At 73.2% G+C, this 22,067-nt stretch carries 18 protein-coding genes and 1 riboswitch; of the genes, 14 read left to right on the top strand and 4 right to left on the bottom strand.

Features of this window, described 5'->3' with window-relative positions; translation table 11 throughout:
- The first annotated feature begins 46 nt into the window (after positions 1–46).
- The 10 genes from AMIS_RS24670 to AMIS_RS24625 are packed head-to-tail and all read left to right on the top strand — an operon-like array spanning position 47 to position 11,292.
- Positions 47–1,741 (top strand): carbamoyltransferase family protein, encoded by a 1,695-nt coding sequence (locus AMIS_RS24670; RefSeq protein ID WP_014445127.1) that lies wholly within the window; start codon positions 47–49, stop codon positions 1,739–1,741.
- Positions 1,738–2,796, top strand: a complete 1,059-nt coding sequence (locus AMIS_RS24665; RefSeq protein ID WP_014445126.1) for a glycosyltransferase family 2 protein — start codon at positions 1,738–1,740, stop codon at positions 2,794–2,796. The genes AMIS_RS24670 and AMIS_RS24665 overlap by 4 nt, the downstream gene beginning before the upstream one ends.
- Positions 2,679–4,430 (top strand): HAD-IIIA family hydrolase, encoded by a 1,752-nt coding sequence (locus AMIS_RS24660; RefSeq protein ID WP_386934563.1) that lies wholly within the window; start codon positions 2,679–2,681, stop codon positions 4,428–4,430. The genes AMIS_RS24665 and AMIS_RS24660 overlap by 118 nt, the downstream gene beginning before the upstream one ends.
- Entirely contained in the window at positions 4,427–5,368 is a 942-nt protein-coding gene (locus AMIS_RS24655) for a glycosyltransferase (RefSeq protein ID WP_014445124.1), read from the top strand. The genes AMIS_RS24660 and AMIS_RS24655 overlap by 4 nt, the downstream gene beginning before the upstream one ends.
- Positions 5,353–6,555, top strand: coding sequence for a glycosyltransferase (locus AMIS_RS24650; RefSeq protein WP_014445123.1), 1,203 nt, complete (start codon positions 5,353–5,355; stop codon positions 6,553–6,555). The genes AMIS_RS24655 and AMIS_RS24650 overlap by 16 nt, the downstream gene beginning before the upstream one ends.
- Positions 6,552–7,181, top strand: coding sequence for a D-sedoheptulose-7-phosphate isomerase (locus AMIS_RS24645; RefSeq protein WP_014445122.1), 630 nt, complete (start codon positions 6,552–6,554; stop codon positions 7,179–7,181). Before AMIS_RS24650 ends, AMIS_RS24645 begins: the two co-directional genes overlap by 4 nt.
- Positions 7,178–8,602, top strand: a complete 1,425-nt coding sequence (locus AMIS_RS24640) for a PfkB family carbohydrate kinase (RefSeq protein ID WP_051042124.1) — start codon at positions 7,178–7,180, stop codon at positions 8,600–8,602. Before AMIS_RS24645 ends, AMIS_RS24640 begins: the two co-directional genes overlap by 4 nt.
- Position 8,603: 1 nt before the next feature.
- A complete protein-coding gene (locus tag AMIS_RS24635; protein WP_014445120.1) occupies positions 8,604–9,284 on the top strand; it encodes an SDR family oxidoreductase in 681 nt (226 codons plus the stop codon).
- A complete protein-coding gene (locus AMIS_RS24630) occupies positions 9,281–10,237 on the top strand; it encodes a glycosyltransferase family 9 protein (RefSeq protein ID WP_014445119.1) in 957 nt (318 codons plus the stop codon). Before AMIS_RS24635 ends, AMIS_RS24630 begins: the two co-directional genes overlap by 4 nt.
- 59 nt (positions 10,238–10,296) lie before the next feature.
- The gene (locus tag AMIS_RS24625) at positions 10,297–11,292 is read left to right on the top strand and encodes a DNA topoisomerase IB (protein ID WP_014445118.1); all 996 of its coding nucleotides are present in this window, start codon (positions 10,297–10,299) and stop codon (positions 11,290–11,292) included.
- Between the two features lie 4 nt (positions 11,293–11,296).
- Here the strand turns inward: AMIS_RS24625 and AMIS_RS24620 are convergent, their stop codons facing one another.
- Complete coding sequence (locus tag AMIS_RS24620; RefSeq protein ID WP_014445117.1) at positions 11,297–11,863, bottom strand: TetR/AcrR family transcriptional regulator; 567 nt, start codon at positions 11,861–11,863, stop codon at positions 11,297–11,299.
- A gap of 83 nt (positions 11,864–11,946) precedes the next feature.
- On the opposite strand from AMIS_RS24620, the gene AMIS_RS24615 reads away from it, so the two are divergent.
- Complete coding sequence (locus AMIS_RS24615; RefSeq protein ID WP_014445116.1) at positions 11,947–13,152, top strand: thiolase family protein; 1,206 nt, start codon at positions 11,947–11,949, stop codon at positions 13,150–13,152.
- Here the strand turns inward: AMIS_RS24615 and cydC are convergent.
- From cydC to AMIS_RS24600, 3 genes are read right to left on the bottom strand one after another with little or no spacing between them, the layout of a single operon-like run.
- Positions 13,133–17,056 carry a thiol reductant ABC exporter subunit CydC gene (gene cydC / locus AMIS_RS44240; protein ID WP_014445115.1) on the bottom strand — a complete coding sequence of 1,308 codons (3,924 nt, stop codon included), beginning with the start codon at positions 17,054–17,056 and terminating at the stop codon, positions 13,133–13,135. The genes AMIS_RS24615 and cydC overlap by 20 nt on opposite strands.
- Entirely contained in the window at positions 17,053–18,033 is a 981-nt protein-coding gene (cydB, locus tag AMIS_RS24605; RefSeq protein WP_014445114.1) for a cytochrome d ubiquinol oxidase subunit II, read from the bottom strand. Before cydB ends, cydC begins: the two co-directional genes overlap by 4 nt.
- A 12-nt stretch (positions 18,034–18,045) precedes the next feature.
- The gene (locus AMIS_RS24600) at positions 18,046–19,455 is read right to left on the bottom strand and encodes a cytochrome ubiquinol oxidase subunit I (protein ID WP_014445113.1); all 1,410 of its coding nucleotides are present in this window, start codon (positions 19,453–19,455) and stop codon (positions 18,046–18,048) included.
- 88 nt (positions 19,456–19,543) lie between these two features.
- Between AMIS_RS24600 and AMIS_RS24595 the strand changes: the two genes are divergently transcribed.
- From AMIS_RS24595 to AMIS_RS24585, 3 genes are all read left to right on the top strand, one after another.
- Positions 19,544–19,897, top strand: coding sequence for a BlaI/MecI/CopY family transcriptional regulator (locus tag AMIS_RS24595; protein WP_014445112.1), 354 nt, complete (start codon positions 19,544–19,546; stop codon positions 19,895–19,897).
- The gene (locus AMIS_RS24590) at positions 19,894–20,784 is read left to right on the top strand and encodes a M56 family metallopeptidase (protein ID WP_014445111.1); all 891 of its coding nucleotides are present in this window, start codon (positions 19,894–19,896) and stop codon (positions 20,782–20,784) included. Before AMIS_RS24595 ends, AMIS_RS24590 begins: the two co-directional genes overlap by 4 nt.
- Positions 20,785–20,916: 132 nt before the next feature.
- Positions 20,917–21,063: riboswitch (cyclic di-AMP (ydaO/yuaA leader) on the top strand.
- Positions 21,064–21,119: 56 nt separating this feature from the next.
- Positions 21,120–22,055, top strand: coding sequence for a C40 family peptidase (locus tag AMIS_RS24585; protein ID WP_014445110.1), 936 nt, complete (start codon positions 21,120–21,122; stop codon positions 22,053–22,055).
- The last annotated feature ends 12 nt before the right edge of the window (positions 22,056–22,067 follow it).

The raw sequence follows: 22,067 nt of genomic DNA, 5'->3' as shown, positions 1-22,067 counted from the left end.
GATGATCATTTGAATAGACGCAAAAATACGGGGTATCCGGCGCGCCATGCGAGTACTTGGCGTCAACGCGATCTTCCACGATCCCTCGGCCGCACTGGTCGTCGACGGACGCGTGGTTGCGGCAGCGGAGGAGGAACGGTTCAGCCGGCGCAAGCACGGCAAGCGGCCGGTGCCGTTCTCCGCGTGGGAGCTCCCGGAGCTCTCCGCCGCCTGGTGCCTGGAGGCTGCCGGGCTCAAACCGGGTGACCTGGACGCGGTCGCCTACTCCTTCGATCCGGCGCTCTGCGGCGACGCGCAGCAGCTGGGCCTGGGCGACCCCTGGGACCACCTGCGCGTCGACTACGCACGACGGGCGCCCCAGTTCCTCGCGACGGCGCTGCCCGGCCTCGACCCGGAGCAGGTCCGGTTCGTGCCGCACCACGTCGCGCACGCCGCCTCCGCCGGGCTGAGCGTCCCCGAACAGAACGCGGTGCTGGTGCTGGACGGGCGCGGCGAGTCCGCCAGCCACCTGGCCGGCGCGTACCGCGACGGGCAGCTGGAGGTCTTCAAGAGCCAGGAGCTGCCGCACTCGCTGGGTCTGCTCTACGAGGATCTCACCCGGCACCTGGGCTTCATGCACTCCAGCGACGAGTACAAGGTGATGGCCCTCGCCTCCTACGGCCGGCCCAAGTTCCTCGGACTCCTGCGTGAGCTGGTCCACGCCAACGACGACGGCGGCTTCACCGTCGAACGCATCGACTGGGACGCCCTCGCGAAGGCGCGTGCCGCCGACGGCGAGATGACCGAGGCCCACGCCGACCTGGCCTCCAGCGTGCAGGTCCGCCTCGAGGAGGTGCTGCTCGACCTGGCCCGCTGGACCTTCGAGGCGTCCGGCGGACTGACGACGCTGACGATGGCCGGCGGCACCGCCCTCAACTGCGTGGCGAACGCCCGGATCGCCGCCGAGGGCCCGTTCGAGCGGGTCTGGGTCCAGCCGGCGGCCGGCGACGCGGGCACCGCCCTCGGCGCGGCGCTCTCGCTCGGCCGGGAGCATGTCCCGTTCGGCACCGCCGCGCTCGGCCGGGGCTGGAGCGACGAGGAGCTGGAGGCGGAGCTGAAGCGGGCCGCGGTGCCGTACACCCGGCCGGCGTCGATCGCGCACGAGGCGGCCCGGGTCCTCGCCGGCAACGGCATCGTCGCCTGGTACCAGGGCCGCAGTGAGTACGGCCCGCGCGCCCTCGGCCACCGTTCGCTGCTCGCGCACCCCGGCGACGCGCACACCCAGACCCGGATGAACGACGTGAAGGGCCGCGAGCAGTTCCGCCCGATCGCGCCGATGGTCCTGGCCGAACGCTTCGACGAGATCTTCGAAGGCGTCTATCCGAGCCCGTACATGCTCTTCGTGCACAAGGTGAAGCCGCACTGGCGGGACCGGATCCCGGCGGTCACCCATGTCGACGGCACGGCCCGGGTGCAGACCGTGCACGCCGAGACCGAGCCGATCGTGGCGGAGATGCTCGCCGAGTTCGAGCGGCAGACCGGCCTTCCGGTGGTCGTCAACACGTCCTTGAACACGGCCGGGCGCCCGATGGTGGACACGCCCCGGGAGGCGCTGGAGCTGTTCGGCTCGGCGCCGGTGGATCTGCTCGCGATCGGCCCGTTCGCCGTGCACCGCGCGACCACCTTCGAGCCGGGTCCGATCGAAGAAGGATCGAAAAAGACAGGATCGAACGAGACCGGCACCTCAGGGGCGCGCCGATGACGGACGTCACCGTCGTCATCCCGACGCTCGGCCGGCCGAGCCTGTTCGAGCTGGTCGCCGCCCTGCCGGAGGGGACACCGACCCTGGTGGTCGACGACCGTGCGGACCCCCGCGCGGCGCCGCTGGACCTTCCCCCGCACGTGCGTGTCCTTCCCGGCCGCGCCGCCGGCCCGGCTGCGGCCCGCAACGTGGGCTGGCGGGCCGCCCGCACCGAGTGGGTGGTCTTCCTCGACGACGACGTGCTGCCCGGCGACGACTGGGCGCAGCAGCTGGCCGCCGATCTCCGCGACGCCGGACCCGACGTCGGGGGAGTGCAGGCCACGCTGCGTGTCCCGCTGACCCCCGGCCGCCGGCCGACCGACTGGGAACGGGTCACCGCGGCCCTCGCCGACGGCGAGTGGATCACCGCGGACATGGCCTACCGCCGGTCCGCGCTGGCCCTGACCGGCGGTTTCGACGAGCGCCTGCCGCGCGCTTTCCGCGAGGACGCGGAGCTTGCGCACCGCGTGCGGGAGGCCGGCTTCCTGCTCCGGCGCGGCCTTCGAGAGACAACCCATCCGGTACGGGGGGAGAGCCGCTGGGTGAGCGTCCGGACCCAGCGGGGCAACGCCGACGACGCGCTGCTGCGCCACCTCTACGGTCCACGCTGGCGTGCCGTCCTGGAGATCCCGCCCGGCCGCCGTCGCCGGCACGCCGCGGTGACCGCCGCCGGCGCCGCCGCCCTGACCGCTGCCGCCGCCCGCCTGGTCACCGGTCACCGCCCGTTCACGGCCGTCGCCGCGCTCGCCGGCCTGGTCTGGGCAGCCGGAACCGCCGAGTTCGCCGCGGCCCGCATCGCACCCGGGCCGCGCGACCGCCGCGAGGTCACCACGATGCTGCTGACCAGCGCCGCGATCCCGCCGGTCGCGGTGGCCCACTGGCTTCGAGGCTGGGCCCGGTGGCGCGGCGCGGAGCCGATCCCGCCCAACGTGACCAGCGACGGGCAGTCCCCGGCGAGGCGAGCCGTGGACACGACGGTCACGGGAACCCGGGATCTCACGGAGGCCCACCGGTGACGGCTCTGTTCGACGCGGTGCTCTTCGACCGGGACGGCACGCTCGTGGTCGACGTCCCCTACAACGGCGACCCGGACCGGGTGCAGCCGATGCCGGGCGCCCGGGAGGCCCTCGACCGGCTGCGCGCCGCCGGGCTGCGCCTCGGCGTGGTCACCAACCAGTCCGGGCTGGCCCGGGGCTACTTCACCGGCGACCAGCTCACCGCCGTGCACCGCCGGATCGAGGACCTGCTGGGACCGTTCGACACCTGGCAGGTGTGCCCGCACGACGACAGCGCCGGCTGTCCGTGCCGCAAGCCCGCGCCCGGCCTGGTCGACGCGGCGGCGGCCGCGCTCGGCACCACGGCCCGCCGCTGCGTGGTGGTCGGCGACATCGGCCGCGACATGGAGGCCGCGCTCGCCGCCGGCGCCGCCGGCATCATGGTGCCCACCGCGATCACCCTGCCGGCCGAGGTGGCCGCGGCGCCGGAGACGGCGGCCGATCTCGCCGAGGCGGCCGACGTGATCCTCCGACGCCAGGCGCTGCTCACCCCGGCTCCCCGCCCCACCGGCCCGACCGGCGCCGGCCCGAGTGACACGGACCCGAGAAGCACCGGCCGGGCCGGCACGGTCCTCGCGGTGCGGTCGGATTCGGCCGGCGACATGCTGGTCACCGGCCCGGGGATCCGGGCGATCGCCGCCGGCGCCGACCGGGTGGTGCTGCTCTGCGGCCCCCGTGGCCGGGCCGCCGCCGAACTGCTCCCCGGCGTCGACGAGATCATCGAGTGGCGGCTGCCCTGGATCGACCCCGAGCCGGGCCCGGTCGACCCGGACGACATGCGCGCTCTCACCGAGCGGCTGCGGGCCACCGGCGCCGAGGAGGCGGTGGTCTTCACCTCGTTCCACCAGTCGGCTCTCCCGCTGGCCCTGCTGCTGCGGATGGCCGGCGTCGGGCGGATCACCGCGATCAGCGACGACTATCCCGGCTCGCTGCTGGACGTGCGTCACCGCGTACCCGATGGTCTGCCGGAAGCGGAACGTGCCCGCAGCGTCGCGGCAGCGGCGGGGTTCGCGCTGCCCGACGGTGACGACGGAGGCCTGCGGGTGTCCGTCGCCGCGCCGAAGCCCGCGCCGACATCCCGGACCCGGTACGTCGTCGTCCATCCCGGCGCCAGCGTGGAGGCCCGCTCCTGCCCTCCGGAGAACATGCGCCGGATCGTCGCCGCGCTGGCCGCCGCCGGGCATGAGGTGCTGGTGACCGGCGGGCCGGGGGAGCGGCGGCTGGCCTCCTACGTCGCGGGCACGTCCGGCGTCGACGCCGGGCCGACCTCGATGGCCGGTCTCGCCGAGCTGATCGCCGGCGCCGCCTGCGTGATCGTCGGCAACACCGGCCCGGCGCACCTGGCCGCGGCCGTCGGAACACCGGTCATCAGCCTGTTCGCCCCGACCGTCCCCTATCTGAGGTGGGGGCCCTACCGGGTTCCCGCCGTGCGGCTCGGTGACGCCGCCGCGGCCTGTCGCGACACCCGCGCGACCCGCTGCCCGGTCCCCGGTCATCCCTGCCTGTCCCGGATCGAGCCGCAGGACGTCCTGCACGCGTTGCGCCGGATCGGCGTGACGCCCACGAAACCATTATTCGGCGAGGTGGCTGCGTGAACATCCTTCTCTGGCACGTCCACGGCTCCTGGACGACATCCTTCGTCCAGGGCAAGCACCGCTACCTGGTGCCGGTGAACCCGGCCCGGGACGAGTGGGGCCGGGGCCGTGCCCGCACCTTCGACTGGCCGGACACGGTCGAGGAGCTGCCCCTCGAAGAGATCAGGGACATCGACGTCGCGATCGCGCAGCGACCCGAGGAGCTCGACCTGATCCCGCCGCACGTGCCGGTGATCTACGTGGAGCACAACACCCCGAAGGACGGGAACGTCCCTGACAGCCGGCACCCGCTCGCCGATCGCGACGACCTGCTGATCGCGCACGTCACCGACTTCAACGACCTGTTCTGGGACACCGGCGCCACCCGCACCACCGTGATCGACCACGGCATCGTGGAGCCGAAGGCCCGCTGGACCGGTGAGCTGGAACGGCTCGCGATCGTCACCAACGACCCGGTCCGCCGGGGCCGGGTGACCGGCACCGATCTGTTCGGACGGTTCGCGACGGTGGCGCCCCTGGACGTGTTCGGGATGGGGGTCACCGGTCTGGAGGGCATGGCCGGTTTGGAAGGCGTGACCGCCTTCGACGACCCGCCCCAGCACGTGATGCACACCGAGGTGGCCCGCCGCCGCGCCTACCTGCACCTCTGCCGCTGGACCTCGCTCGGGCTGAGCCTGATCGAGGCGATGCAGATGGGCATGCCGGTGGTCGCGCTCGCCACCACCGAGGCGGTCGCCGCCGTCCCACCGGACGCCGGCGTGCTCGCCACCAGGGTGGACACCCTCGTCGAGGCCGCGCAGTGGCTGATCGACGAGCCGGACGCCGCCGCGCGCATGGGCGAACGCGCCCGCCAGGTGGCTCTCGCCAAGTACGGGCTCGACCGGTTCCTCGCCGACTGGGACCGGCTGCTGGAGGAGGAAACATGCGCATCGCGATGATCTCGGAACACGCGAGCCCGCTCGCGGCGCTCGGCGGGGTCGACGCCGGTGGGCAGAACTCGCACGTCGCCGAGCTCGCCGCCGCGCTGGCAACCCAGGGACACGAGGTACGCGTCTACACCCGCCGGGACAGCCCGGATCTCCCCACGGTGGTGCCGATGGGGGAGCGGGTCGACGTGGTGCACGTCCCCGCCGGGCCGGTGGAGGTGCTGCCGAAGGACGAGCTGCTGCCGTTCATGGGGCAGTTCGCCGAGTGGATGGCCGCGGACTGGCGTGACGAGTGGCGCCCGGACGTGGCGCACGCGCACTTCTGGATGAGCGGGCTGGCCGCCCTGGACGCCGGCCGGGCCTGCGGGGTCCCGGTGGTGCAGACGTTCCACGCCCTGGGTTCGGTGAAGCGCCGCCACCAGGGTGAGGCGGACACCAGCCCGCAGGGCCGGGTCTCCTACGAGCGGCACATCGGCCGGACCGCCGACCGGGTGATCGTGCAGTGCCGCGACGAGATCGCCGAACTGCTCCGGCTCGGGGTGCCACGGTCGGCGATGAACCTGGTGCCGTCCGGGGTGAACACCGAGCGGTTCAGCCCGCGCGGGCCGGTCGCGCCGCGGACGCCCGGGATGGCCCGGATCCTCACGGTGGCCCGGCTGGTCGAGCGCAAGGGTGTCGAGGACACGATCCGCGCGCTGGCCGCGGTTCCCGGCGCCGAGCTGGTCGTGGTCGGCGGCCCACCCGCGGACCGGCTGGACGACGAGCCGTACGCGCGCCGCCTGCGCGCCCTGGCCGAAAGGTGCCGGGTCGCCGACCGGGTCCGTCTCGCCGGCGCGGTCCCGGCCCACGAGATGCCGCTCTGGTACCGCTCGGCCGACGTGGTCGCCGCCACCCCGTGGTACGAGCCGTTCGGCCTCACCCCCCTGGAAGCGATGGCCTGTGGTGTGCCGGTGGTGGCGACCGCGGTCGGCGGGCTCACCGACACCGTGGTCGACGGCGTGACCGGTGACCTGGTGCCGCCCCGTGACCCGCGCTCGCTCGCCGCCGCGCTCCGCCGGCTGGTCAACGAGGAGGTGCGCCGGTTCGCGTACGCGGCCGCCGCCGAGGACCGTGCCGCCGCGTCGTACTCCTGGCCCCGCATCGCCGAACGCCTGACCGCTGTCTACTCGACTGTTGCCGACCTGGAGGTAGCCGCGTGAACCCCCTGGAAGATCATCTGGCCGGCCTGGAGGCGGCGATCGCGCCGTTCCGCAAGCAGGCCGGCCGCCTCGAGGAGTGGGGCGCCCGCCTCGCCCACCACCTGGGCCGGGGCGGCCGCCTGCTGGTCGCCGGCAACGGCGGGAGCGCGGCGGAGGCCCAGCATCTCGCCGCCGAGCTGGTCGGCCGGTTACGCGGCGAGCGGATGCCGCTCTCCGCGATCGCGCTCACCCCGGACTCGTCGGCGGTCACCGCGATCAGCAACGACTACGGCTTCGAGGAGGTCTTCGCCCGCCAGGTGCGGGCGCACGGCCGCCGCGACGACGTGCTGCTGCTGCTCTCCACGAGCGGCCGCAGCCCGAATCTGGTCACCGCGGCCCGCGCCGCGAAGGAGATCGGCGTGCACACCTGGGCGATGGTCGGCCAGGCGCCGAACCCGCTCGCCGACGCCTGCGACGAGGTGTTGCGCTGCCCGTCCGAGGACAGCCAGGTGGTGCAGGAGCTGCATCTGGTCGCCGTGCACGTGATGTGCGAGTACATCGACCAGCACCTGATCCCCTACACGGCACAGCCGGGAAAAGAGCCGGGACAGGGCCAGCCGGGACAGAGGGAGATGGTCACGGTATGAGGCTCGTGATCGTCGGCGACACGCTGCTCGACCGCGATGTCGACGGCAGCGTGCGCCGCATCGCCCCGGACGCCCCGGCGCCCGTCCTCGACGAGGAGAGCGTCCAGGAACGACCGGGCGGCGCCGGCCTTGCGGCCCTGCTGGCGCGACGTCAGGGGTACGAGGTGAGCCTCGTGACCGCCATCGCCGCTGACGAGCCCGGCGCCCGGCTCACGCGGCTGCTCACCGAGGCGGGCGTCGAGGTGTACCCGCTCCCGCTGCCCGGCGCCACGCCGGAGAAGGTACGGCTGCGCGCCGCCGGCCAGGTGCTGCTGCGCCTGGACCGGGGCGGCCCGCCCGTCCCGCCCGGCGACGCCCCGATCGCGGTCCTGGACGTGCTCCGGGACGCCGCCGCGATCCTGGTCAGCGACTACGGCCGGGGTGTCGCCCGGCACCCGGCGCTGCGGGCGGCGCTGGAGGAGGCGAAGGCGCCGGTGGTCTGGGACCCGCACCCGAACGGCCCGCCCCCGGTCGCGAACGTGCGCCTGGTGACGCCGAACGAGTCGGAGGCGCTGCGGCTCTCCGGTGACGCCGGCAACGGCTCGAAGCTGTCGGCCGCGCGCCGCTCCGGTCACCAGCTCCGGCAGCGCTGGCGTGCCGGCGCCGTGGTGGTGACGTGCGGCGCACGCGGCGCGGTGCTCTGCCATTCCGGGCCGACGCCGCTGGTGGTGCCGGCGCCGCGGGTGAGCGCCGGTGACACGTGCGGGGCCGGTGACAGTTTCGCGGCCACGGCGGCGATCGCCCTGGCGAACGGCGCCCTGGTCTCCGAGGCGGTCCAGCAGGCGGTCGACGCGGCCAGTGCCTACGTGTCCGGTGACAAGACCGCCGGCGACCTTCCCCGGCAGGGCGCCGGGGAGACGAGCGAGACCGCTGCGTCCGAGGTCGTCGCACGGGTCCGCGCGTCCGGCGGCACGATCGTCGCGACCGGCGGCTGCTTCGACCTGCTGCACACCGGCCACCTCGCCACCCTGCGGGCCGCCCGCAGCCTCGGCGACTGCCTGATCGTCTGCCTGAACAGCGACGACTCGGTCCGCCGGCTGAAGGGCCCGGACCGTCCCCTCAACACCGAGTCCGACCGGGCCCGGCTGCTCGCCGCCCTGGACTGCGTCGACGCCGTCGTGGTCTTCGACGAGCCCACCCCGGAGGCGATGCTGGCCTGGCTGCGGCCGGACATCTGGGTGAAGGGCGGCGACTACGCCGACGGCGGCCCGGAGATGCCGGAGGCCGAGCTGATGAAGCGCTGGGGCGGCCAGACCGTGATCGTCCCCTATCTGGACGGCCGCTCCACGACCAAGACCATCCAGGCAGCAAAGACCATCTCGGCAGCAAAAACCATCCAGGCAGCAAAGACCATGCAAGCCGCACAAGCTGGAGGACAGTGAAGTGGACGCAGTGATCGTCACCGGTGGATCGAGCGGCCTCGGCGCCGCCGTCGTCGACGCCGTGATCAAGGCGGGCGGCCGCCCGTTCGTGATCGACCGGCAGCCGCCGAAGGACGGCGTCGAGTGGATCGAGTGCGACCTGGCCGACACCCGGGCGGCGGAGCAGGCCACCCGCGACCTGATCGAGCGGGCCGGCGGCAGCGTCGACGGTGTGGTGACCGCGGCCGGCATGGACGTCCCCGGTGCGCTGGCCGACATCCCCGGCGAGACCTGGGACCGGATCGTGGCGATCGACCTGCTCGCCACGGCGGCCGTGATCCGGGCCGCGCTCCCCGCCCTCAAGCAGTCCCACGGCGGGGTCGTCACGATCTCGTCCACGCTGGGGATCAAGGCGGTCAGCGACGCGACCGCGTACTGTGCCGCGAAGTTCGGCGTGGTCGGCTTCACCCGGGCGCTCGCCGCCGAGCTGGCCGGTCAGGTGAACGTCACGCTGCTGATCCCGGGCGGCATGCGGACCAAGTTCTTCGACGAGCGCGACGACAAGTACAAGCCGGGCCCGGACGCGATCCTCAACGATCCCGCGAACGTGGCGTCGGCGGTGCTCTTCGCGCTCAGCCAGCCGGCCGGCTGTGCGGTCCGGGAGCTGGTCGTGGCGGCGGAGATGGAGACCTCGTACCCGTGATCCTGATCCTTCGCGCGCTCGGCGTGGGAGATCTCGCGGCCTCGGCGCCCGCCCTGCGCGGGCTCCGGGCCGCTTTCCCCGGCGAGACGCTGTGTCTGGCGACCCCGCCCTGGCTGACCCCGCTGGTCGAGGCCATCGGGGGCGGGCCCATGAACGGCAGCGGGCACGGCGCCGCCATCGACCGGATCATCCCGGCGACCGAGCTGGAACCCCTGACCGGCGCCCCAGCGAACCCGCAGATCGCGGCGAACCTGCACGGCTCCGGCCCGGAGTCGCATCGGCAGCTCCAGGCCCTGCGTCCCGGCAAGCTCTGGGCGTTCGCGAACCGGCCGGCCGGCCATCAGGACGGCCCGGGCTGGCTCGACGAGGAGCACGAGGTTCATCGCTGGTGCCGGCTGGTGCGCTATTACGGCGTACCCTGTGATCCTGAAGATCTTGATCTTGCGGCGCCCGACGCGGAGGTGACCCGGGGCGTGACGATCATCCATCCGGGTGCGAAATCGCCGGCCCGGCGGTGGCCTCCGGACCGCTACGCGTCCGTCGCCCGCCGGTTGCGCTCGGCGGGCCACCGCGTGCTGATCACCGGTTCCGCCGCGGAGCAGGACATGTGTGTACGGGTGAGCGAAGCAGCCGGACTGGGCCCCGGAGCCGTCGCCCGCACCAGCCTGACCGAGCTCCTCGCCCTGGTCGCCGGCGCCCGCCTGGTGATCAGCGGCGACACCGGCATCGCCCACCTGGCGACCGGTTACCGGACCCCTTCGGTGACCCTGTTCGGCCCGGTCTCCCCGGCCCGCTGGGGCCCGCCCGAGGACCGGCCGTGGCATCGCCCGATCTGGCACGGCACCCGCAGCGAGCGCGGCGACCTGCCCGGCCCGGTGCATCCCGCCCTCCTCGCGGTCACCGTGGACGAGGTCCTGGCCGCCGCGGAGGAGGTGCAGCGAGCACCCCGATAGGAGACACCCCACCTCTGTGACACCCCTCGTACGCCCCTCCCTGAAATCCGAGACCCCATATGAAGCTGCGTCGCAGTGACCTCGGTAAACCCGGATTCGGCCGCCGCCGGTCCGGAAAAGGTTTCACCTATCTCGACCGGGACGGCAGCCGGCTCTCCGACGCCGAGGACGTCGCCCGGATCCGGTCGCTCGTCATCCCGCCGGCCTGGCAGGACGTCTGGATCTCACCGGATCCGCGCGGCCACATCCAGGCCACCGGCGTGGACGCGGCCGGCCGCAAGCAGTACCTCTATCACCCGCAGTGGCGCCGGCAGCAGGATCAGGCGAAGTTCGACCACGCCCTGGAGATCGCCGAGCGGCTGCCGGAGGTCCGCGAGCGGCTCTGCGCCGACCTGACCGGCGCCCGCGGCCTGACCCGGGAGCGCGTGCTCGCGGCGATCGTCCGGATGCTCGACATGGGCATGTTCCGGATCGGCAGCGACCAGTACGCGGACCGCGAGGAGGACCCGTCCTTCGGCCTCTCCACGCTGCGCCCCGATCACGTCCGTACGAAGGGCGGCTGCGTCCTGCTGGAGTTCCGCGGCAAGTCCGGGGTCGACCACGCGACGACGGTCGGCGACGGCGAGGTCTGCGCGGTGCTGCGCGACCTCAAGCGCCGCCGCCGCGGCGAGCAGCGGCTCTTCGCGTACTGGGACCGGGCGTCCCGCCGCTGGCAGGAGATCCGCGCCGACGCGATAAACGACTATCTGCGCGACATCAGCGGCGAGCAGATGACCGCGAAGGACTTCCGCACCTGGCACGGCACCGTGAAGGCCGCCACCGAGCTGGCCGAGGCGGGACCGCAGCCCACGAAGGCGAAGCGGCAGAAGGCGGTCGCGAACGCGATGCGGGAGGTGGCCGGCATGCTCGGCAACACGCCCACGGTCGCCCGCAACTCCTACGTCGACCCGCGCGTCATCGAGCACTACGAACAGGGCCGGGTCGCCGGCGTCGAGCCCGGCGAGCCCCGGGAGAAGGCCGAGGAGGAGGTGCTCGACCTGCTGGACGGAGAGTGATCCCTCAGCGGTGCGCGGTCACCAGCTCGGTCACCAGCTCCTTCACCCACGCGACGGCGGTCGGCGCCTGCTCCGGGGTGCTCGCGTACAGCCCGTTCACGATCAGCCAGATCCGGGCGGCCAGCAGCTCCGGCTCGGGCACCCCGAGCTGCCCCACCAGCCGGTCCACCTCGGCGCGCGTGTCGGCCAGGTAGGTCTTGGCGACCCGGGCCGGCTCGTCGTCCTCGCCGGGGAACTCGGTCAGGTAGTTCCGGAAGGCGCAACCGCGGTACCCGGGCCGCCGCACCCAGTCGGCGATCTCGCTGACCAGGGCGATCAGCCGGTCGGCCGGGGTGCCGGCCCAGCGCAGCGCCTCGCCGGCGGACTGGGCGCGCTCGCGCCGGACCAGGTCGAGGTAGGCCGCGGCCAGCTCGGCCTTGCTGGGGAAGTGCCGGTAGAGCAGGTTCTTGCCGCACCCGGCCACCTCGACGACCTGGGCCATGCCGACGGCGCGGACGCCGTACTCGTAGAAGAGGCCGGCGGCGGCGGTCAGGATCGTGTCGCGGGTGCCCGGCGTGGGCGTACGTGCCATGGTGACCAGTTTAACGGACCGATCAGTCCATCCGGACTTTAGACTCGGACCGATCGGTCCGTTAACCCGCCAGGGGAGTAGCCATGCGAGACGCCGTCATCGTCGACGCGGTACGCACGCCGGTAGCCAAGGGCAAGCCCACCGGCGCGTACGCCGCCGTCCACCCCGTAACTCTGCACGCCCATGTCCTGCGCGCGCTGGCCGAACGCGCACAAATAACCCCTTACGGTACGGAAGACCTCATTGACGACGTGATCAGCGGAACCGTCGGCCAGGTGGGGGAGCAGACCGGCAACGTGGCCCGCCTCTCCGCCCTCGCCGCGGGCTTCGCCGAGTCGGTGCCCGGCGTGACCGTCGACCGCCAGTGCGGCAGCAGCCAGCAGGCGCTCACGTTCGCCGCCCAGGGCGTGATCTCCGGCGGCTACGACGTGGTGATCGCCTCCGGCGTCGAGTCGATGTCCCGGATCCCGATCGGCAGCGCCGCGGTCCGCGACGGCGAGCGCGCCGACGTGGGCGGCCCGCTGCTCGCCGAGCGCTACCCCGGCGGCCTGATCCCGCAGGGCGTCGCCGCCGAGCTGATCGCCCGGAAGTGGGGTCTGAGCCGTACCCGGCTGGACGAGTTCGCCATGCAGAGCCACCACCGGGCCGCCGCGGCCTGGCGGGACGGCCACTTCGAGAGCCAGATCACCCGGATCACCGGCCTCGCGACCGATCTCACGACCGACGAGACGATTCGCCCGGACACGAGCATGGCGGCACTGGCCGGATTGCGGCCCGCGTTCCGGGAGGAGGTGTGGGAGCAGCGCTTCGGCGCGATCGACTGGAAGGTCACCGCCGGCAACTCCAGCCCGGTCAACGACGGCGCGGCCGCCCTGCTCGTCACGACCAGCGAGGTCGCCCGGCGGCACGGCTGGCACCCGCGCGCCCGCATCCACACCGCGGTGGCCACCGGCGACGACCCGATCATGATGCTGACCGGCATCATCCCGGCCACCGCGAAGGTCCTCGCCCGCGCCGGGCTGTCCCTCGCCGACATCGACGCGTTCGAGGTGAACGAGGCGTTCTCCTCGGTGGTGCTCGCCTGGCTGGCCGAGACCGGCGCCGACCCGGCGAAGGTCAACGTGGACGGTGGCGCGATCGCCATCGGTCACCCGCTCGGCGCGAGCGGCGCCCGCCTCGCCACCGGTCTGCTCGGCGTGCTGGAACGCACCGGCGGCCGTTACGGCCTGCAGACCATGTGCGAGGCGGGCGGCACCGCGAACGCGACGATCATCGAGCGACTGGACTGACCCCGGAGAGCTCCACCACCCGGTCCACCAGGTCACGGCCTTCGGAACGGTGCGCGAAGACCAGCACGGTACGCCCGGACGCCGCGCCCAGCAGGTCCGCCATCAACGCGTCGGCGCCCGCCTCGTCGATCCCCTCGGTCGGCTCGTCCAGGATGAGCAGGTCCGGATCGGCGAGGAGGGCCCGCGCGGTCGCGAGCCGCCGCCGCTGCCCGCCCGACATCGTGCTCCCGCCGGTCCCGAGCCAGGTGTCCAGCCCGTCCGGCAGCCCGGCCAGCCAGTCGCCGAGACCCACCCGGTCCAGCGCCGCGACGAGCTGCGGGTCGGTCGCGCCGGGTGCCGCGAGACGCAGATTCTCCCGTACGGTCGACGCGAACACATGTCCCGTCTCGTCCCCCACCAGCACCGCCGTCCCGTCCAGCGCGACGGTCCCGGCCCACGGTGCGAGCAGCCCACCGGCCACGGCCGCCAGCGTCGACTTCCCGGACCCGGACCGCCCCGTCACCATGGTCCGCGACCCGGCCGCCAGCTCCAGATCGAGCCCGTCCAGCACAGCTCCCCGCTCCTGATCCCAGCCGGCCACCAGCCCTCGGATCCGCAGCTCCCCACTCCCGGCCCGCGCCACTCCCGTCACGGCACGACGCAGACCACTCCCGGCTCGCTGCGGTTCCGCTCCGGCCCGCGGCTGCTCCAGCGCCGCCCCGACAGGCTCCAGCGCCGCCTCGACAGGCTTCTCCGCCGTCAGCGCGTCCACCCGCCGTGCCGCCCCCGCGGCCTGACGCCGCGCGATCGCCGCGTCCGGCAGCGCCACCACCGTCTCACCCAGAACCACCATGCCGAGCAGCAGCACCGCACTCCACTCCGCGGAGATGTCGGCGCCGGCCAGCACCAGCGCGGTTCCGGCCACTGCCGCCCCCCACCCCACGTGGGCGAGCGCCGCGGCCAGGCCGGACTCCCGCGCCGCACGCGCCTCCAGCCGGGCGAGGGTCAGGCTCCGATTGACGGGTACGCCCATGCGCGCCGCCCCGGACCCCACCTCCTCGATCCCGTCCACGGTTTCCACCAGGGCGTCCCGCAGGGCGGCCCGTGCGGTCCCGGTCGCCGCGTCGAGCCGGCCGGCCTGCCAGGCGGCCACGGCCGGCGCGAGCACCCCGGCGACCAGCACACCCACGGCGAGCGGAACGAGGACGGCGGGCTCGGCCACGAACACGGCCAGCCCGGCGACGGCAACGGTGGCCGCCGCCGCGAGCGCTGGGAGCCGCCCGCGCAGCAGCCCGTCCACCTGCGCGTCCACATCGTCGACGAGCTTGGTGAGCAGGTCACCGCGCCGGCGCGCCAGCCGCCCCGGAACGCGGGGGATCAGCTCGGCGTAGACCCGGGCCCGCCGCCGTCCGAGCCGGGCGAACGCCAGGTCGTGCGAGACGAGCCGTTCCAGGTACCGCAGCAGCGGCCGGGCGACCGCGCTGCCCCGGACCAGCACCACGGCCCCGGAGAGCGTCAGCACCGGCGGCAGCGACGACGCCCGCACGAGCAGCCACGCCGCGGCCCCGGTGAGCAGCACGCCGGCAAGCGACGACCCGGCCCCGAGCGCAACCGCGGTCCCCGGCCGCCGCAGCCACCCCCACCGACCGCGCTCCCCACCAGCGGCCCTCACACCGAACCGTTCCCGCCCTTCCTCAGCGGCCCTCACACCGAACCGTTCCCGCCCCTCCTCAGCGGCCCCCGCGCCGAACCGTTCCCGCCCCTCCTCAGCGGCCCCCGCGCCGAACCGTTCCCGCCCCGCACCAGCCGTCCCCGCACTGGACCGTTCCCACGCCTCACCAGCCCTCCGCGCATACCCGTCCCCACCGGCTCCCGGGTCCGCACCCCCGGCCGCGGGTCCCATGTTCACACCGTCCGGTCGATCCCGGCTACCCGACAACGTGCCCATTTGGTCTCCAAGGTCTGCCGCACGCGACCCCGCCTCCGAGCCCACCGAGCCGCGCCCGCCCACCGGATCGAGATCCACCACCCGGTCGGCGGCAGCCAGAAGCGCGGGCCGATGAGCCACCACCAGAACGGCACACCCCTGCCGCGCGAATTCCCGCAGCCGCTCCACCACCAGCTTCTCCGCGTCCGCGTCCAGATGCGCGGTCGGCTCGTCGAGCAGCAACGTCACCACCGGCCGCCCTCGCCCGGTCCGCCCCGCTCCACCCCCGGACGCCCCATCACCGAGCGCACTGCCAAGCCCTCGGTCACCAGGCGCACTGTCAAGCCCTCGGTCGCCAGGCGCACTGTCAAGCCCTCGGTCACCGAGCCCCCGGTCACCGAGCCCCCGGTCACCGAGCGCCCCCGCCGCCCGGCTGGCGATGCCGACAGCCTCCTCCACAACCGCGGCAGCGGCCTCCTCAGCGAGCGCCACCGAAGCCCGATGCAACAGCGCAGCCAGCGCCAGCCGCTGCCGCTGTCCCGACGAGATCCCGCCCCCGTGCTCACCCAGCACGGTCGACGCGGTCACCTCACCGTCCAGCCCCACCACCCGCAGCGCCTCGTCGATGTCAGCGCTCGTGGCCTCCACCGGGAAGACCTCAGCGACGGTACGGGCATGCGGAAGCGCCGGCCGCTGCGGCAGATAGAACGCGCGCCCGACGGCGATCGCGCCCGACTCCGCGGGATGCAGCCCGGCGAGGACTCGCAGTGCCGTGGTCTTCCCGGCGCCGGACGGCCCCCGCAGCGCGACCGTCTCCCCGGCCCGGACCGCGAGCTCCGGCAGGACGAGGGCACTGCCCGTCACACCGGGATAGCCGGCCCGCAGCGCGCTGACCCGTACCCCCCAGCGGCCCGCCGCCCCCGGAACCAGCGCGACGCGCGCCGCAAGATCTCCCCGCGCCGCGACCGCGGCGGTTTCCGCCCCACCGCGCGCGGAAACGAAACCGCCCGGGGAAGCCGCCCCCGACAGCACCTCATCCACATCCGCGATCACCGCGGTCGCATCGGTCGCCGCGTGATAGCGGGCCGCCATCTCCCGCAGCGGCCGGTACGCCTCCGGAGCGAGCAGGATCACCAGCAGCGCCGGCGCGAGGTCCATCGACCCGGCCGCGACCCGCAACCCGGCCTGCACCGCGATCAGCCCGACCGACAGCGTGCCGACCAGGTCAAGGGCGGTGGACGACAGGAACGCGACCCGCAGCACCCGCATGGTGGCCCGCCGGTGCTGGTCGGTGAGGTCGGCGATGACGTCGATCTGGCGTTCCGCCCGGCCGAAGACCTTCAGTGTGGCGAGACCGCGGACCACGTCGAGGAAGTGCCCGGCGAGCCGGGCGTCGGCTGCCCACCGCTGCCGGGCGCGGGCCTGCGTGGCCCAGCCGATCAGCACGCCGAGCAGCGGGATCAGCGGCAGCGTGAGCAGCGCGATGATCGCCGACGCCGGGTCCACGACGGACATCACGAGGATGACCAGCGGGGGGAGGAGCACGCCGAGGGCGAGCGCCGGGAGGTACCCGGAGAACCAGGGCTTCAGCGCGTCCAGCCCGGTGCCGAGGACCGTGGTGAGCCGGCCCGCGCCGAAGTCGGCCACCCACGCCGGCCCGCGCCGCGCGACGGTGTCCAGCATGGAGCGGCGTAGTTCGCCGGTGACCCGGGCGGCGGTCCGGCGGGCGACGACCTGTTCCGCCCAGGTGAGGACGGCGCGTGCGGTGAACGCCCCGGCGAGCAGCGTGATCCCGTTCTGCCGGGGTCCGCTGACGATCCAGCAGAGACCGGCCGCGAGCGCCACGGTGGCGGCCGCCTGACCGGCCCCGATCAGCGTGAGCAGCGCGATTCCGGCACGGCTGGCCCGGGCGTGCCGCAGCAGCCGGGGATCGACCGGTCCGCGCGCGACCCGGCGCTGCGCGGAATCCTCCCGCGTGCCCCGCGCCGGCCGGCTCACGACGCCACCCGTTCGCTCGAGACGCGGCGGCGGAAGACCCAGTAGGACCAGATCTGGTACGCGAGGACGCCGGGCAGCACGATCACTCCCGCGATCGTGATCAGTTTCAGCGCCTCCGGCCCGGCGGCCGCGCCGGTGCGGGTCAGGCTCCAGGCGTCGGAGAGGGTGCTGCGCAGCACCACGTCGCCGTGCGCGAGGAAGACCGTCACGACGCCCGCGGCCACCCCGGCGGCGACCGCCACGAACGCCGCGGCCTCGCGCGCCCGGCGGGCCAGCACACCGGCGCCGAAGCTCAGCACGGCAGCGAGCAGGACGATCCGGGATCCGGTGCCGATGCCGGCGATCAGCAGGCCGACCGCGCCGGCCAGGCCGGCGTGCCGGGCGAGGCTGCGGGCCCGGCGGCGGACCGGTCCGGTGGTGCGCAGCGCCAGGAACGTGGCGCCGAGCAGGACCGCGGCGAGCAGCGCGCCGAGCGCGCCGAGCCCGGCGGCCGGGGTGAGCAGCGGGTCGAGACTGCGGGACAGGCCGGTGCCGGTGACCTCGCCGTCGGCGCCCAGGGCGAGGCCGTGCACGAAGATCCCGAGGACGGCGCCCCAGAGCAGCACGATGACGGTGGACGAGCCGGCGAGCAGCAGGTCGGCGCGGCGGCGCCAGGACGGCGAGTCGTGTTTGCCGCGGAACTCCAGGGCGACGCCGCGGATCGCGAGCATCAGCAGGATCAGCACCATCGGCAGGTAGAGCGCGGAGAGCAGGGCGGCGTACCAGGCCGGGAAGGCGGCGAAGGTGACGCCGATCGCGGCGACCAGCCACACCTCGTTGCCGTCCCAGAACGGCCCGATGGTACGGATCGCCGCGCCCCGCTCGTGCTCGTCGCGCCCGAGGACCGGGGTGAGGATGCCGACCCCGAAGTCGAAGCCCTCGAGGACGAAGTAGAGCACCCAGGCGAGGACGAGGACCGCGAACCAGAAGGTGATCATGATGAGTAACTCCTAGTAGGCCGGAGCCGGTTCCCGGTCGGATGACGACTCGATCTTGTCCGGTGCGAGCGGTTTCCGCGACAGGTGCACGACCAGCCGCCACCAGACGATCGCCAGCAGTCCGTAGACGAGCGTGAATCCGGCCAGCGAGGCGATCACCTCGGCGCTGGTCAGCCCGGGCGAGATGCCGTCGGAGACCTTGGAGATGCCGAAGGCGAGCCAGGGCTGCCGGGCGGTCTCGGTGAAGATCCAGCCGAACGTGTTGGCGGCTGCGGGCAGCAGCGGCGCGAGCCAGATGAAGCGCCGCATCAGGGCCGGCGTGCCGCGTCCCGGCTGCAGGAACGCGGGCAGGAAGCGGACCCGGAACGCGTAGAAGGACCAGAGGTGGAACGCGGCCACCGCCATCGCCAGGATGCCCGCGCCCATCATCAGCCGGAATGTCCAGAACGCCACCGGGATCATCGGCACGTAGCTGCCCGGCCCGTACTGCGCGACGTACGCGGCCTGCAGGTCGTCGATGCCCTGGACAGTCCCGTTGAACGAGCCGGTGCCGAGGAAGGAGAGCAGCTTCGGCACCTCGATGCTGAAGAACGGCCGGTCGTGCCCGAGCTCCCCGATCGCGAAGATGGAGAACGGCGCGCCGGTGGTCGTCTCGTAGAGCGCCTCCGCGGCCGCCATCTTCATCGGCTGCACGGCCGTCATCACCTTGCCGAGGTGGTCACCGCTGATCACCGTCCCGAGCCCGCCGACCAGCATGATCCAGGCACCGAGCCGGGAGAGGGTCGCGAACGCGCGGTCCGCCGGGAGACGCCACACCCCGATGGCGAGCAGCAGCCCGCCGCCGGCCATCGCGGCGCCGGCCATGGTGTGCGGGAACGCGGCAAGCACGACCTCGTTGGTGAGCAGCTCGGTGAAGCTGGTCAGGTGTGCCCGCCCGGTGGAGGGGTCCAGGGCGTACGCCACCGGGTTCTGCATGAACGAGTTGGCGGCCAGGATGATGTACGCCGACAGCAGCGTCCCCACCGCGACGATGACGATCGTGGCGGCGTGCAGGCGGCGCGGCAGCCGGTCCCAGCCGAAGTACCAGAGCGCCAGGAACGTCGCCTCCAGGAAGAACGCGAGCATCCCCTCGATGGCGAGGGTGGGGCCGAAGACGTCGCCGTAGAAGCGGGCGAACGCGCTCCAGCCGAGCCCGAACTGGAACTCCTGGACCAGGCCGGTGACCACGCCGACGGCGAAGGTGGCGATCAGCAGCTTGCCGACGAACTTCGTCAGGTGCAGGTATTTCTCCCGCGACGTCCGCATCCAGGCGAGCTGCAGCCCGGCCGCGGTCGCCGCGAGGCAGATCGACAGCGGCACGAACAGGTAGTGGTAGATCGTGACGACCGCGAACTGCAGCCGGGTCAGGTCAAGCACGTCCACGGGTTCCCCCAACGTAGTACGACGCTTCGTAGTAGATACTACGTCGCGTAGTACGACAAGCTGAAGTAGGAGGGGGTAAGCTCGAAGCATGGCTATGGGGGACCTCGAGCGCGAGGTGATGACGAAGCTCTGGGACGCCCGCGAGCCGCTGACCGTCCGCCAGGTGCACGAGCTGCTCAGCCGGGACCGCGACCTGGCGTACACGACGGTGATGACCGTGCTCGACCGGCTCGCCAAGAAAGGCCTGGTCACCCAGCAGAAAGCGGACCGCGCCTACCGCTACGCCCCGGCGCAGACCCGCGAGGAGATGACCGCCGGCCTGATGTTCGACGCGCTCAGCGCCACCCCGGACCGGGACGCCGCCCTGGCGTACTTCATGGGCCAGCTCCCGCCGGAGGCCCTGGCCGCGGCGCTCAAAGCGGCAGCCGACCGGAAACCGTGACCGCGCTCCTGCTCGGCGGGCTCGGTCTGACCCTCTCGCTGATCGTGCCGGGCATCCTGGCGAAGGCGGCGTGGCCCGACCGGGCCCCCGTCGCCGGCGTCCTGCTCTGGCAGGCGCTCACCCTGACCTCGGTGCTCTGCGCGCTCGGGGTGGTGCTCGCCGCCCCGGAGGAGGTGACCCGCGCGGCCGGCGCGCGTCACCCGGAGACCGTGGTCGCGCTCGTCCTGTCGCTCGCCATCGCCGCGACCATCGTGATCCGGCTGCTCATCTCGCTCGCCAAGGTGACCTCCCGGGCCCGCGCCCGGCGTGACCGGCACCGGACCCTGGTGGACCTGCTGGACCGGGTGGAGCGCCGCGACGACATCAAGGGCGGCGAGGTGCGGATCCTCGACGGCGCGCTGCCGATGGCGTACTGCGTGCCCGGCCGCGAGCCGCGTGTGGTGCTCAGCGACGCGGTGCTGCAGGTCCTCGACCGCGAGCAGGTGGACGCGGTGCTGGCGCACGAGCGCGCTCACCTGCGACACCGGCACGAGCTGGTGATGGAGTCGTTCACCGCCTTCTATCAGGCGGTCCCGAAACTGCTGCGCAGCCGGGTGCCGCTCGACGCCGTACACCTGCTGCTGGAGATGGTGGCCGACGATGCCGCGCGGCGCCGCACCGGGCCGGCGCCGCTGCGGGCCGCGCTGGGTCGTCTCGCCGACGCGCTGCCGCTCGCCGAGGGGGCGGCGGGGGAGACCCGGCGGCGTCGCGTGGCGCGCCTCGATCTGCCGGAGAGCCGGTCGCTGACGATCGCCGCGAGCGCCGCGGCGGCGGGCCTCTTGGTGCTACCCACAGTGATCTTGGTGGTGCCCTGGCTCGGGAGAGCGATCAATGCGTGGCCATTTTAGCCACGCTGCGTAAGGGGAATGGTGCGCACGGTTTCGCCACGCGGGCGACCTTTTCTTCGGCGTTCCGTGCCCGGTACGGTGGTCCCCGGTTCGGTAGCCCCCCAATCGTCCACCCGGCCGATCTGCCGTTCCGCCGCCTAAACGCCGAGGCCCCGATCGCGGGACGAGGCGTGCCGGGGACCCAGGTAGTCCCGGGGTGAAGCCGCTCCTTTCCGGGCGGCCGGGCAGCTTCCCGCCCGAACCCGTCAGCTAACCCGGTCGGCGGTTTCGATGGGAAGAAAGGACAACGCACCTAAGTGAAACGGAAAGGCCTCTTACGCGGTTTGCTCTGCGTAATGGCCGCGGCCGGAATCGTTCTCACTGGTCCCGCCGTTGCCCATGCCGAGCCCACGCCGGCAAGCGTCGAGAAGAAGATCGACGAGCAGTGGAACAATCTCGAGCCCGTCATCGAGGAGTACAACTCGGTGCACACCAAGCTGAAGAAGCTGCGCAAGCAGCAGACAACGCTTGCGAAGACGCTCAAGCCACTGCAGGTGAAGGTGGATGTCGCCATGGCCCAGGTCCGGGGCATGGCCGTGGACGCGTACATGCAGGGCCCGCCGAACGCGTTCAACGCGATGGTCATCAGTGGTTCGCCGACGTCGCTGACCGAGAAGCTCGCGCTGCTCGACCAGCTCGCCCAGCACCAGACCGAGTCGATCGAGCACGTGGCGCAGCTCCGCGACAAGTACGCGGGTGACAAGGCGAAGGTGGATCAGCTCGCCGACGAGATCGGCGCCCGGGACAAGGACCTGGCGTCGAAGAAGAAGGCGATCGAGAAAGAGATCAAGGAGCTCCAGGAGCTCCGGATCGCGGCCTACGGCAAGGCGAACGTCGACGACGGCGCGCTGCGCACCGGCCCCTGCCCGGTCACCTACACCAACGACAAGGGCGGTCGCGCGGCCCAGCGGGCGTGCGACCTGATCGGCAAACCCTACGTCTTCGGCTCCAACGGTCCGAACAGTTACGACTGCTCGGGCCTGACGCAGGAGGCGTGGGCGGCTGTGGGTGTGCACCTCGAGCACTACACGAAAGACCAGTACGGCTCGACCACGCCGGTCAGCCGGAGCGAGTTGAAGCCGGGTGACCTGGTCTTCTACTACTCCGATGTGCACCACGTCGCCATCTACATCGGCGGCGGCAAGGTGGTGCACGCGCCGCACACGGGCGACCACGTGCGGATGGCGACGATCGACCGCGGCCCCATCGCGGGATATCGCCGGCCGGGCTAGAAACCGCTGAGG

It is taken from the genome of Actinoplanes missouriensis 431 (assembly GCF_000284295.1).
GTDB lineage: Bacteria > Actinomycetota > Actinomycetes > Mycobacteriales > Micromonosporaceae > Actinoplanes > Actinoplanes missouriensis.
The sequence above is the reverse complement of the archived record's forward strand: the minus strand, read 5'-3'. Positions and strand labels throughout refer to the sequence as shown.